At 71.4% G+C, this 13,569-nt stretch carries 6 protein-coding genes; all 6 read left to right on the top strand.

Going from position 1 to position 13,569, the window contains the following annotated elements; all coding sequences use genetic code 11:
* Positions 1-1,467: 1,467 nt before the first annotated feature.
* The 6 genes from ABTZ17_RS32995 to ABTZ17_RS33020 all read left to right on the top strand — a co-directional run bounded on the left by ABTZ17_RS32995 (position 1,468) and on the right by ABTZ17_RS33020 (position 13,339).
* Positions 1,468-1,992, top strand: coding sequence for a hypothetical protein (locus tag ABTZ17_RS32995; RefSeq protein ID WP_352199481.1), 525 nt, complete (start codon positions 1,468-1,470; stop codon positions 1,990-1,992).
* Entirely contained in the window at positions 1,989-2,462 is a 474-nt protein-coding gene (locus tag ABTZ17_RS33000) for a MarR family transcriptional regulator (protein WP_352199482.1), read from the top strand. Before ABTZ17_RS32995 ends, ABTZ17_RS33000 begins: the two co-directional genes overlap by 4 nt.
* A gap of 1,407 nt (positions 2,463-3,869) precedes the next feature.
* Entirely contained in the window at positions 3,870-7,205 is a 3,336-nt protein-coding gene (locus ABTZ17_RS33005) for a hypothetical protein (RefSeq protein ID WP_352199483.1), read from the top strand.
* A gap of 521 nt (positions 7,206-7,726) precedes the next feature.
* Complete coding sequence (locus ABTZ17_RS33010; protein ID WP_352199484.1) at positions 7,727-8,935, top strand: ParA family protein; 1,209 nt, start codon at positions 7,727-7,729, stop codon at positions 8,933-8,935.
* Positions 8,932-10,245: a ParB/RepB/Spo0J family partition protein gene (locus ABTZ17_RS33015; RefSeq protein WP_352199485.1), complete on the top strand. Its 1,314-nt coding sequence runs from the start codon at positions 8,932-8,934 to the stop codon at positions 10,243-10,245. The genes ABTZ17_RS33010 and ABTZ17_RS33015 overlap by 4 nt, the downstream gene beginning before the upstream one ends.
* Positions 10,246-10,456: 211 nt before the next feature.
* Positions 10,457-13,339: a helix-turn-helix transcriptional regulator gene (locus tag ABTZ17_RS33020; protein ID WP_352199486.1), complete on the top strand. Its 2,883-nt coding sequence runs from the start codon at positions 10,457-10,459 to the stop codon at positions 13,337-13,339.
* Positions 13,340-13,569: the final 230 nt, after the last annotated feature.

Here is a 13,569-nt window from a genome sequence, read left to right on the forward strand (position 1 = left end):
GTCCCTAGCCGCTGCGCGGCTAGGAGAGCGAAGGTCTCCGCTGCGCTCCGACCTTTAAGTGGGTCCCTAGCCGCTGCGCGGCTAGGAGAGCGAAGCTCTCCGCTACGCTCCGAGCTAAGCGGGTCCCTAGCCGCTGCGCGGCTAGGAGAGCGAAGGTCTCCGCTGCGCTCCGACCTTCAAGCGGGGCCCTGAGCGCAGCGCGCTCAGGCAAGCGTAGCTCTCCGCTACGCTCCCAGCTTTAAGTGAGTTCCTACACGCTGCGCGTGTAGGAGGGCGAAGCCCTCCGCTGCGCTACGGGCTTTAGCGGTTCTTCTAGGCGCTGTGCGCCTAGAAGAACAAAGCTCTCCGCTGGGCTCCGAGCTTTAAAGCGGGCTCGCTTAGCGAGCCCGCGGGAGATCCGCCCGCTGTGCGGGCCTCGGGGGTGTTCGCTTCGGGGACTGGAGCGCCGGGACCCTAGCTTTCTGCTCCGGTTTCTAGCCATCCCTAGGAGCTAGGTAGTTAGGGACGGGGAAACCTTTCGCTCCGCTCCAGGGTCCAGGGGAAGCTTCTAGATGTTGCCTGCCTTGAAGGACAAAGAACCCCACCAGGCTTGGGTCTTTAAGTGAGTCTTTTTTTACCCGCTTTGCGGGTAAACGCCAGCACTCTATGGGTTTCCAGCTGCCCCGAGCGAAGATTTGTAGTTACTGGCTCCGCTTCGCTGCGCCAGAAGAAATGGGTATGCCGATTTTTAGGGTGAGCTTCACTGTGCGAGTCGGAGTGTGTTTGGTGACTCAAAATGGAGATCAGCTAAAGATGGGAGGAGCCTCCGGGCAGACCCGAGACCTCTGCGTGTAGGCCCTTGCGCGTGGGGTTCTGATGGTGTATCACGCGCGCGCACGCGCGCTCTAGAGAGGGGGGAGAGGGGATCCTTGCAGGTCAGGTGGGGTGAGGTGGGGCGGGATTATCACCCCGGGGTGATAAATGGGGGGCTCGATTATCACCCCGGGGTTATAAAAGTGGGGTGTTTTGTGCACTGGGGGGACATTCGGAGGGGTGGAGGGCGCGGTCAGGGGGGTGGAATGTGCACCAGGGGGACAATCGGGGGGTTGGGGTGTGTGAGGGTGGGGTCTTCGGGGCGGGGTGGCGACTCCGGGTGGGGTTCGAGCGCTGTCGAGTCGGTTGGGAGTCGGGGCGGAGTCGGGCCCGGGCGGGCGGAGGCTGGTTATCACCCCGGGGTGATAACGACACGTCGAAAGTGCACGTGAGGGACAGTAATGTGCACCAGGGGGACAATCGCGTATGCTGCGGCTGGCGAGTAGGGACGATCTTGAGGAGCGCGTGTTCGCGATGACTGCAGCTCAGCAGCAGCCGCGTCGGCGGCCGGGGCCAGCCGTTGCTCCCCCGGCTCCGCCTACGAGTGCGTTCCGGGGGCCCGGCGGGTTGGTCAGGCCCAATGTGGTGAGCCTGCCGCCGGGGTACCGTGCTTCGGTGGAGCCGCCGGTCAGTAGTGACGGGTTCCTCGACGGGGACTTCGTGATGGACAGTCAGACGTTCCTGTGCTGGCTGTCGGACTACTACCGGGACGACATCGTCTCGTTGAGGCTGATCGTGCGGATGATGGGTATGCAGAAGCCCGGGGGGACGGTGCAGGCGACGCAGAGTCAGCTGGCCGAGATCCTGGGTGTGAAGCAGTCCCAGGTGTCCCGGTCGCTGAAGGAGTCCGGGAGGATCGGTGTGACGGCTCGGATCAAGCCGGGTGTCTACCAGTTGCATCCCCGGCTGTCCCTCAAGGGGGGCAAGGTTCCCGTGGATCCGAAACCGGGGACGCGGGTTCAGGGCACGTTGAAGGTGGACCAGCTGTCGTTGCTGGATGCCATCGAGGACAATCCGGATCTGCCCGAGGTGTTCAGGGAGCTGCGGAGGCTGCCTGATCCGGCACGGAAGCCGGTCAGGGAGGACAAGGCGCGCGCCCGGGCCCGCAAGGGGCGGGAGAAGGAGGATGGGACGTCATGACGATTGCCGTGGAGCATGTGGCCCCCGAGTACGTCTGGACGGCTAACAACGCGCTCGTCTTCACGCCGCGGGGGATGCCGCCGGCGGCGTACCCGGTGCTGCTGCACCTTCTGGGGCGTCAGGAGCCCGGTGGGCGGTGCCTGGTGACCCAGGGGGCCATCGCGGCGGAGATCGGCATCACGCGGTCGAAGGTGACGCGGGCGCTGCAGCACCTGGCCTTCGCGGGGATGGTGTGGAAGGAAGGCAACGGGGCGTACCGGCTGAGTCCGCTCATTGCCGGCTTCCGGACCCCCGTGGAGCAGCTGAGGGCCATCGAGGCGATGGATGACGAGAGTCGGTTCGACCACGCTGACTTCCAGGAGCGGTACGAGGCGCAGATTGCCCAGTACGAGCTGGAGAAGCAGCAGAAGGCGGCTCAGCGGAAGGCCGTGGAGCCGATCGATCTGGCGGCTCGGCGTCGTAGTCGTTGATGGCTTCGGTGTGTTCGGCGTGTTCGGGGCGACCTGGAGACGTCAAAGGGGGCGGATCACTCGTGTGGGTGTATGGGCCTGCGGAGTGACTCACCTGTATGGGTGAACTTGCTGTGTCGAGGGGGAGGGACGGCGGGCTGATGCGTCGGGTGCGGGGGTGCACCGGGCGTCGTGTGGGGCTGGAGGGGTGGTCGCACGTCTCGGGGGCGGGACGTGCGGGTACTGCCGGCTCGGCGACGGCGGGCGGAGTTGCCGGTGGCGGGTTCGGCCTGGGTGGAATCGTGTTCTGCGCGCCGATTCGGGTGTGGGTGTGCGGAGTTCCGGGTGGAGCCGGGGTGCGGGAGGACGAGGATCGTGGGGCCCTGGAGGGCTCGTACGGTCCTTTTGTGCTGTCCGGGGGCTGGTTGTGGTCGGCCGGTGACGGACGTGCGGGGGAGGGCCCTTCCCGGGGATTGTCAGTGCCGTCGGCCAGTGTGGGTGTGATTGGCTTGGGCGGGGCCGTTGGAGTTGGTGCCGGATGTTTCCGGGCACCCCAACCGGCCCTCCGGGGGGAGGGGGTTGAGATGACGTAAGTCAAAGAGCGCGGCAGGAGCTGCCGCTGGGGTCGTGTGCGTTCGGATGACTTGCCGGTCACCCGAGGCTCGTACCCCGGCTGCCAGTCAGCGGGCTTGCCGACCCTCTGAAGGCGTTTCGCCCACCCGGTTACCGGCCGGATGAACAGTTCGATTCATCACTACTGCAGGTGCAGTTGTCGCTCAGAAGAGGAGGACGAGGAAGGAAGCTCCACCGACCGCCCCGACGAAACGGGATCCACGCATGCTCGCCGTCCTGAGGACGGGAGTCGTGGCTGTGACCCCGGGGCCGTGTGGATCCGGGGGCTTTGTCGCCCTGCCGGGGAGGAAGGGCTTGTGACACCCCATCGGGGAGATGGGGCGGTGCAGGCCCGGAGTTGCGGGGTCGCACCAGGTGTCCCTGCCAGTGAGTGGGAGGGGCGTGCTGCCTCGCCCATGGGGAGAGGAGCTCTGTCATTTTGCACCACCGTTTCGTTGTTCGCCAGCACACGGGTGGCCGATTTGGGGCTGACTGTGGCCTTTGCGTGTTTCGTGTTGGGCAAAATCGTGGTCCGATTCGCCCGGTAGGGGCGGGTATCCGGTCTGAGTGGCGACTTCTCGCCGGCGTGGGGACGGGGACGGGGGCCGGCGAGTGAGCGGGGTCGCGGCTGTGGGCGGAGTGGGGGCTGGGGCCGGCTCGGGTGTGGGCTCGGGTTCCGATTCAGGCGTGGCGAGGGTGGCGCGGGCTTCTCGGGGTGGGGACCTGGTGCCGCGTCAGCGGCGGCGTGGGGTGCGGGGGGTGGTGCCGGAGCAGGCCGGGCCGGTGGAGCCTCGCGGCATCGGTGATCCCCTGCTGTTGACCGAGACGATGCGGCGGCGGCTCCTGGCGGCCGTGCTGGGGCTCGTGCACGCGGAGGAGCTGGCGGACGCCTCCGATGCCGAACGACTCGCTGCGGTGGTGCTGTTGTTCAAGACGAACGCGCGGGCCGGGCACATGGCCACGGTGCGGGCGTGGGAGCTCGGGCAGTGGATCGGGGTCTCGCGGTCCGCGGCCGCGCACGTCGTGCTGCCCGGGCTTCGAGAGGCGGGGGTGGTCGGGACGAAGGTGTTGAAGGACCACATCGGGCGGACCACCGGGTTGGGGTGCTGGGTGGTGCCGGCCTATCGGGCTCAGCAGGCGGTGGCTCGGGAGCGGGTGGCTGGTGCCGCGGTGGTCGACGGCTGCCTGGAGGAGCTCGGGCGTGGGGCTGGTGACGGCCTGGGCGGGAGGGCTGTGTCCGACCGGGAGAGGGCGTTGGCGCTCGGTCGGGCCGAGCTGGCGGTGGGGCTGCGGCTGTGTGAGGCGTTGTTCGCTCCTGGGTGGGAGCCGAAGGGGCGGGAGCCGATTCCGGCGGGGTTGCTCGGGCAGCGGACCGGGCGCGGGGCCGCGACGGAGCGGTTGGCGCTGTTGCTGATGGTGCTGTCCACCGGGCGCTCGGGGGCCGTACGCCTGTGTCCCGGCGTGGTGGAGACGCGTCGGGGGCGGGCGGCGGTGACGGTCGGGCGGTTGCTCGGGCGGTCTTCGGCGGTGGGGGGCCGGGTGCTGGAGCGGCTTCGGGAGGCCGGGGTCGTGCGGACCGAGAGGGTCGGCAACCGGTCGGGGCTGCGGGGGCGGGGCCGGGTGTGGGTCGAGGCCGTGGTGGAGGCGCGCGCGGGTGGGGTGGTTCGTGCGGCGCGGAGTGAGGAGTCCTTTGGGCTTCGTCGGGTTCCTGGCCGTGGGGTGGGGGTTGCTGGTGATGCCGCGGGCCTTGGTGTTTCTGGGTTCGGGGCGCGGGGTGACGCCGTTGGAGTGGGGCTTGGGCGTGGGGCTGGATTCGGTGTCGGGTTGGGCGAGGACGGGCTCGTACTCGTGCGGGCGCGGGTCGGTGTGGGCGTGCGCCAGGGGGGCGGTGGCTCGTGGGGTGCTGGGGCTGAAGGGGCCTGGGGGGCTCGGGGTGTGGGGAGTGGGTGGGGTGGTGGCGCCCGCGGTGGTGTTGTGGGTGGGGAGGGCGAGCGGGGCATGGGGCTCGGGGCTGCCGGGGGTGTGAATGCCGGTGGGGCTTCGGAGTTCGGGGTGGGGCGGGATCGCGAAGCCGGCGAAGTGGCGGGGGTGAGCGGTGGCCTTGGGGCTGCGGGTCGTGCGGTGGCCGGTTCGGTGGACACGGTGGACGAGGAAGCCTTCGGTGGGGCTTCGGAGTTCGGGGCGGGGGACGGGGGCTTCGAGGGCTCTGGGGGTCTCGGCGTCGTCATGGAGGTGGGGCCGGGGGCGTCGGTGGAGTGCGGTCTCGGATCTGGTGGGGGGTCCTCTGGTGCGCCGTGGGACGAGGCCGGTCTTGAGGGGCCGGGGACCGAGGCAGGGGGTGAGGACGGTGGGGTGCAGGGGCAGATGAGTGATGCCGCCGCGGAGTTGCTGGCGGGCATGAGGAAGGTCGCTCAGCGGAGCACCACGAAGGCCCGGCGGAAGGCGGCTCGGGAGGAAGAAGCCGTTCGGGAGCCGGTGAAGAGGCGGTTCGGGGGGAAGCCTGAGGACGAGGTTCCGAAGGCGAGGGAGGCCGTCCACGAGCTCAATGAGGGGCTGGCGGCGGCTCGTGCGGCGATTGTTTCGCGGGAGGAGCGCAGGCGGCTTTGGGGTCGTCAGAACGTGGCGTGGGGCAAGGGCCAGGCGGAACGATCACCCGTTGAAGGTTCAGAGCGCACGCGAACTGCACTCGGGGATGGAAGGGGTTCGGACGGGTCCGAAGTGCAGTTCCGAGCTGGGGGGATGGTCCCCGGATCGGGCGTCGGAGGCGGGATTTCAGAGCGCACGGGAAGTGCACCCCTCCACACTGTTCACGCTTCTTTGGCTGACGGGGTTGGGGAGCTGACTGTTGAGTCGGGCTTTTCCGGCGAAGCCGCAAGCCTGGCTGAGCCCCGGCGGCCGGAGCGCGCGTGCGCGCGCGAGGAGGGCCGGGAATTGACTCCCGGGGAAGTGGCCCGGGCTGAGGCCCGGGCGGCAGCGTCCCCGGAGAGGGCGAAGGCGCAGCGTGAGGAGATCGCGCGGCGGCTGGAGCAGGAGCGGCGGGAGGCCCGGAGGGCGGCGGCTCCTCCTCCCCCGGACGACCTGGTGCCGGTGCTGGAGCCGGTGCGGGCGCTGTGGGAGGAGCTGGACAAGTCGTGGGCCCGCGCGTACGTCGTGGCCAAGGTCTCCGTGGAGCTCGGTGTGATCGCGGGGTTCACCGGTGAGGCGCGGGCCGGGAAGGTGTTGGCCGATCGGTTTGCCAGGCGGCTGTTGGAGCAGGGCGGGCCTGGCCAGGTCGGGGAGGCTCGGGCCTGGTTGGTCCGGCGGGGTCTCCCCCGGCGTTCGGACTGCTCGGACGAGCGGTGTGATGAGGGCGTGCTCCTGGGACCTGGGCCTGGGCCGGGCGAGGAGTGCCAGGTCTGTGCGGAGCGCCTGTACGCGTTGCGTGAGGAGCGTCGGCGGGTCAAGGGCGAGGTGTGGGACCGGGTGAGGGAAGGGCAGTTGGAGGAGGACGGCGCTCGGGCCGAGACCGATGCTCGGCTGAGGGAGGCCGAGGGGCTGCGGCGGGCCGAACGTGAGGCCCGGCATGAGGCGGCTGCCGCGCTGCGGGGTGAGAGGGTGGAGTGTTCGGTCTGCGGGTGCCGGGTGCACAAGTCCGGCAAGGCCTTGGAGGACGGGTTGTGTTCGGCTTGCCGGTACGAGCGGGAGCGGGATGCTCGTCGAGCGGCTGGGGGTGGGCCGGGTGGCGAGGCAGTGGCTGGGGGCGGGCTCGGTGATAACGGCGTTATCGGTTCGGTGGGTTCCGCGGACTCGGAGGGCTGGAGGGGCCTTGAGGGGTCCGCGGGCTCGGGTGGGTTCGCGGCTGCTGTGGGATTCGTCGGTGAGGAGGGGGAGCCGGCGCGGCTGGTCGGGGCATGGCCGGTGGGGCTGGGTGATAACGGCGTTATCGGTCGCGGGAGTGATAACGCCGTTATCGATGGATCCGAGGGCGGGCCGGGGACTCCCCCGATGGGCGCTTCCGAGGAGCTGGTGAGCGGGAGGCTGCGGCGCCGGTCCCGTCGGAAGCGGCCGAAGTGGAAGAACCGGTGGCATTGGGGTCCGCAGGATCTTTGGGGGCCGGTCGGTCCGCCCGGGTCCGGTGGGCCTGTCGATCCTGAGGAGGGTGAGGGCTCCTGAGGATCGGGGCTTCGGAGGGCTGGGGTTCGGGCTTCGGCGGGCTCAGTTGGGATGGGGCTGGGGGGTCGGGTGAGGCTCGGGTGTCGGGGTGGGCTCGGGGCTGGGTGATAACGCCGTTATCGGTTTCCGCTTCCCGGTTCGGCGGCGCCGGTCGCCCGCGCCACTGATAACGGCGTTATCGGGGTGGGCCGGGGGTCGGTGGGGTGGGTGAGGGCAGGGCTCACCGGGGTGGGGTGATAACGCCGTTATCAGGTGCCCGGGGGCGCTCGGGGTGCGGCGGGCGGGGGATGTGAGTGGCGGGGTGTGGTGATAACGGCGTTATCAGGGTGGCTTCGCTCCCCCGGTTGGTTCGTTGATCGGTGGTTCCGGCGTGGGGTGCGGGGGTGGTGTGGGACCCGTGGGTGATAACGGCGTTATCGGTCGGCGGGCGGGGCGGGGTGGGTTCGGTGATAACGGCGTTATCGGCGGGACACGCTGGGGTGGGGAGTGTTTTGCTGAGGGGAAGTTAGTAAGCTTCCCTCATGGTGAGCTCTAGCCCCTCCGGAGACAGGGAGAAAGTTGTCTCCAAGTTGCCGTCTCAGCTCCGACAGGACCTGAAGGTCCGGGCTGCTGAGCTGGGAGTCGACATCCAGGACGCCGTGGCCGAGGCCATTCAGGCGTGGCGGGTTTCCGACGCGAAGCACGAGACCGTCGAGACCGCGGGGTCGTTGCCCTTCTCCACCTGGCTGGTGCCGGGGCAGTGGGACGGGCTGAAGGGCACGTGCGGGGAGAGGGGGATCCCGTACGTGCAGGGGCTGGCGCAGTCGGTGGCGCTGTGGCTTCAGGAGCACCCCTCCCCCAAGTACCGGCCCGTGACCGGGATCCCCCGCCGACTGGTGGTGTGCAACCAGAAGGGTGGGGTCGGCAAGACGGCGGTCGCCGCCGGCGTCGGCGAGGCGCTGGCGGAGGGCAAGGAGTTCGTCGTCACCGGGAAGTCCGACCGGGGCGAGGAGCTGGAGGAGTTCCGTGGCCAGGGGCTGCGGGTGCTCATCGTGGACTACGACCCGCAGGGGCACCTGACCAAGCAGCTCGGGCTCCAGGACCTGCCGCCGAAGGGGCCGAGCCTGGCCAAGTTCATGGCCGGGCAGGTGAAGGACGGGTCCATCAAGGATCTGGTGGTCAAGGTCGAGGACGAGCGCTACGGGGACCGGTTGCACGTGCTGCCGTCCTGCCCCGACGCGTTCCTCCTGGACATCATGATCGCGATGGACCGGAACCGGCAGGCGACGCTGGAGCGGGCGTTGGAGCCGCTGGAGTCGGACTACGACGTGATCGTCATCGATTCCCCGCCCAGCCTGGGTGTGGGCATGGACGCGGCGATCTACTACGGGCGGCGGCGCGAGGGCGAGGCGGCCGGGGCCTCCGGGGTGGTCATCACCGTGCAGGCCGAGGACTCCTCGGCGGACGCCTTCGCGATGCTCATCGACCAGATCGAGTCGGGCAAGGGCGACTGGCGCATCGACGTGGACTACCTGGGGCTCGTCGTGAACATGTACGACGCCCGCGACGGGTACATCGTCACCTCCTCGCTGCGGGAGTGGGAGTCGATCGGGGATCCGCGGGTGCTGGCGAAGATCGGCAGGCTCAAGGAGCAGCGGGAGGCGGTCCGGAACAAGCGGCCGTTGCTGTCCTACGCGCCGGAGTGCGAGCAGGCCATGTCCATGCGGAAGATCGCGAAGGAGATCGCGTGAGCACCCGACAGAGCGCTGCCGATCGGGTGGGCGGGTCCTCCGCCTTCGGGCGGGCGGCGCAGGCCCGCAGCATCCGGCATCAGCTGATCGCGGATGTGACGGGTGAGGAGGAGACCGTCGCGGGGCCGCCGGCCTCGTTGGAGCTGCACGAGATCAGCACCAACCCCGACAACCCGCGGGAGACCTTGGCGGAGCTGGAGGGGCTGGCCGCCAGCCTGACCGAGATCGGGCAGGTGCAGGCGATCACCGTGGCCACGGTGGACGCCTACCTGGAGCACCGGCCCGGGCGGGCGCGGGAGCTGGAGCCGGGCGCGCGGTACGTCGTCGTCGACGGGCACCGGCGGCTGGCGGCCGCCCGGGAAGCGGGACTCGGTTCGCTGCGGGTCACGGTCAACGACGCGTTGGCGGCCACGGACGAGGCGCTGCTCGAAGCGGCCTTCGTGGCGAACGCCCAGCGGGAGAACCTGAGCGATCTGGAGGAGGCGCAGGCGCTGACCCGGCTGGTGGAGCTGTACGGCTCCCAGCACAAGGCGGCGCGGCGGCTCGGGGTCACGCAGGCGTACATCTCGCAGCGGCTGTCGCTGCTGGCCTTGGCTCCGGACCTCCAGGCGGACCTGGAGGCCGGGCGGCGGAAGGTCGAGCACGTGCGGGGGCTGGCGCGGCTCAGTCACGAGGAGCAGCGGGAGACGGCGGATCAGCGGGCCGCCGACCAGCGGGCCGCGGGGTCGCGGCGGCGCGGTGGAGCGGGTGGCGCCGGGGGCGAGGCCGAGGTGGCGGCCGGCGCCGTTCCGGGGTCGCAGCCGGTGTCGCTGCCGGTGCAGGGGGCCGGGCGGACTGATAACGGCGTTATCGGTGGCGGGGCTCCGGGCGCGGCTCAGGGTGATAACGGCGTTATCGGTTCGGGTGGCCCGGGGGCCGGAGGCTCCGGTGATAACGGCGTTATCAGTGGGGGAGGGGCCGGCGGCGGGGGTGCGGCTTCGGTGCCGGACGCCGGGGAGCTGTCGTCGGGGTCGGAGGAGGCCGCGGGTGATAACGGCGTTATCGGTTCGGCGGCGGCCGGGGCCGGTGGTGGCTCGGGTGATAACGGCGTTATCGGGGGCGAGGGCGCTCGCGAGGCAGGCTCCGGTGATAACGGCGTTATCGGGGAGAGCGGGTGGGATCCCAACCTCGTGGACATCCGCAAGCTCAACCGGATGCCGTGGCACGACGGGGACCAGGTCGCGGACCTCGTCTTCGAGAAGATGGGCGCGGAGCCGCGGGCCGTGCTGTTGGCCCGGCTGCTGGCCGCTTCGGAGGGGGCGGACCAGTAGGGGAAGCGTAGGGGGAGTCGTACGAGGGGCCGTTCCGCCGGGTGGCGGAGCGGCCCTTTCGCGTGGGGGCGGGAGGGACGGGTGGGGTGGTCGGGGTGGGTGGCAGTTGTTGCCGGGCAGCTTGTGGCCAGCGGTTTTCCCTGCCCTCGCGGGGACGCGGTTCCTAACCTGATCCGGCAGGGCAGTGCGGTTCGGAACGGGGGAGGCTGCTATGGCGCTCTGGCACCGGGACGATGCGTTCGCCCGGCTGGACATGATGCTGAAGGCGTGCGAAACGGGCGGGGCGGGCATCGCCCTCGTCGAGGGTCCGGCCGGATGTGGCAAGTCCGAGTTGCTGCAGGAATTCGCGGAGCTCGCCGTGCGGGGCGGGATCACGGTCCTGCGGGCCGCGGGTACACCGGGGGAGCAAGGAGTGGGGCACACCCTGCTCCGCCGGCTCGCCGCGGGGCTGCCCGCCGGGGCCCTGCCCGCTGACGGCGGGGTCCCGGCGGTGCACGTCTTCGAGGAGGCGCTGCGCACGGTCGCGGGTCCGTCGCCGGTCGTGGTGTGCGTGGACGATCTGCACCACGCGGACGGGCCCTCGCTGGACTATCTGCTCGAACTCACGCGGTCGTTGCGGCGGGTGCCGCTGCTGCTGGTCCTCGCGCAGCCGACCGGGCAGGGACCGGCGGACACCGCCCAGGTCCGTACGGAGATCCTGCGGCACCCGGGATTCAGTTGGATCCGGGTCGGGCGGCTGGACCAGGCCGCCACCGGTGCCGTACTCACCCGGCACACGGGGACGCCCTCCGCCGCGCTCGCCGCGCACCTGCACAAGGTGACCGGGGGGAACCCGCTGCTGCTGAAGGCGCTGTTGACCGAGCATCCCGTACCGGAGGCCGGGGCCCGGGAGTGGCCCGCTCCGCTGCCCGGCGGACCCTTCGCCGAGGCGGTCACGGTGTGCCTGCGGCGCACCGGGGCCGAGGCGCGGTTCCTCGCGGCGGCCCTGGCCGTGCTCGGGGACGAGGCCGGGGCGGGGCTCGTCGGTGAGCTGGTCGGTGCGAGTGCGCACGCGGTGCGGCAGGCCCTGGCGGTCCTGGAGGACACCGGGCTGACCGAGGGCCACCGGCTGCGGCACCCCGCGGCTGCGGCCGCGGTGCTGGAGGCGGTCGAGCCGGACACGCGGGCGCTGCTGCGCTGGAAGGCCGCACGGGCGCTGTACCGGGGGCGGGCCCATGCCTCGGTGGTCGCGGGGCAGCTGTTGGCGGCGGAGGGATCGCCGTCGGGGGTGGGGATCGTCGGTGCGCTCGGGGTCGGGGGCGGCCTCGGGGGCGCGCCCGGGGGCGAGGGCCGTGGGCCGGTGGGTTCGGGAGGGCCGGTGGTCGTGGCCGGTGTCGGGGCGGACTCGGGGGAGTGGGCGGTGGCCGCGCTGCGCGAGGCCGCCCGGCAGTCGCTGCTCGACGACGACTGCGCGTACGCGACCTGCTGCCTGGAGCTGGCCCGCCTGCTCGCCGGGGACCGGCCCGAGCGCCGGGAGATCGAACTCCAACTGGCCGCGGTGACCTGGCGGGCCGATCCCGCGGCCGCGGAACGGTACCTGGAGGGTCCGCTCGCCGCGGTGCGGGAGGGCGTACTGCCCGCCGCTCCGGCGGGGTGGTTGGCACGACTGCTGGTGTCGCAGGGGCGGGTGGAGTGTGCTTCCGACACCTTGGAGCGGACCGCCGCGCGGGACGGGGCCGAAGCTCCGGCGGTGCCGCGGGAGGATCCGTTGCGTCCGCTGTTCGCCCTGCCCCCCGTGGGCGGGCGGGAGCATGCGCCCTCGACGGTCCCGGCGGCGCCGGGACGGCTGCGGGACTGCGGGGCGTTGTGGGCCCACCCCGGTGGTGGTCCCACCGACCTCGCGGCCGTGGAGCGGCTGTTGAAGGCGACCCCGCTCGCCCACGCGACCTTCGACCCGCTGGGCCAGGCGGTGCGGACCCTGCTCCACGCCGACCAGGCGGACCGGGCCGTCGTGTGGTGCCAGAAGCTCCAGGCGCAGACCGATCCCGTACGGACACCGGGCTGGTTCGCGGCCTTCGGGCACCTCCACGCGGAGGCGCTGCTGAGACTCGGTGACCTCGCCGGTGCCGAACGGGAAGCGGCGGCCGCCGCGACCGCGGTCGCCGGGCGGGGCTCGGTCTTCCTCTTCGCCCCGCTCGCCACCGAGGTGCTGGCGCTGACCGCGCGCGGTCGGTACGAGATGGCCGCGCGGCGGCTGGAACTCCCGGTGCCGGAGGAGCTGTTCTCCAGCGTCCACGCCATCGGCTACCTCCGGGCCCGCGGGCACTACTACCTGGCTACGCACCGGCCGCAGGCCGCCGTCGGGGAGTTCCTGGACGCGGGGCGGCTGGCCCGGCGGTGGAACCTGGACCGGCCCCGCTTCGCGCCCTGGCGCACCGATGTCGCCGAAGCGCTGCTGATGCTCGGTGAGCACCGGCAGGCCGAGCGGTTCATCGCCGAGCAGTTGGCGATGCCGGAGCCGCGGAGCGCGCGGGTGCAGGGGATCTCGCTGCGGCTGCGGGCCGCACTGGGTGCCCCGGCGCAGCGGCCCAAGGTGCTGGGGCGGGCGGTGGAGGAACTCCGCAAGTCCGGTGACCGGCTGGAGCTCGCGCGGGCCCTCGCCGATCTGGGGCGCTCCCTGCAACTGGTGGGGGAGGGGACGCGGGCCGGCATGGTGACGCGGCGGGCCTGGCAGTTGGCCGCCGACTGCGGGGCGGCGCCCTTGTGCGAGCAGATTCTGCCCGGGCAGGCGAGGGTGGCTGCCGCGGGTGGGGCGAGTGGTGTGGCTGGTGGGGGCGGCGCAGGGGGCGGGGGCGGCGTGGGTGGTACGGGAGTCGGTGGCGTGGACGGGGGGCGTGGGGCCGGAGCCGGGGCTGCGATGGGGGCGCTCAGTGAGTCGGAGCGGCGGGTGGCGGCGCTGGCGGCCTACGGGTACACCAACCGGGAGATCTCGGCGAAGTTGTACATCACGATGAGTACCGTCGAGCAGCATCTGACGCGGGCGTACAAGAAGTTGAACATCAGTCGGCGGCAGGAGCTGCCGATGGATCTGCAGTTGGAGGAGCCGGTGGGGTAGGGCGGGGCTCTCGGGGTGGGGCTTCGGGGCAGGGTGGTGGGCTCGGTACTGATAACGGCGTTATCGGTGCCGGGCCCCGTTTGCTTGTGCCGGGGGCTTCTTCCCCCACCCCGCCCCTTCCCGTGACCGGGGCTGCGCCCCGGGCCCCGGGCGGGGGCTTCGCCCCCTGCACCCCCGTTCGGGGGCTCCGCCCCCGGGCCCCCGCGCCTCAATCGCCGGCGGGGCTGGGT

Origin of the sequence: Streptomyces sp. NPDC097619 (genome assembly GCF_040302735.1) — a bacterium.
GTDB lineage: Bacteria > Actinomycetota > Actinomycetes > Streptomycetales > Streptomycetaceae > Streptomyces.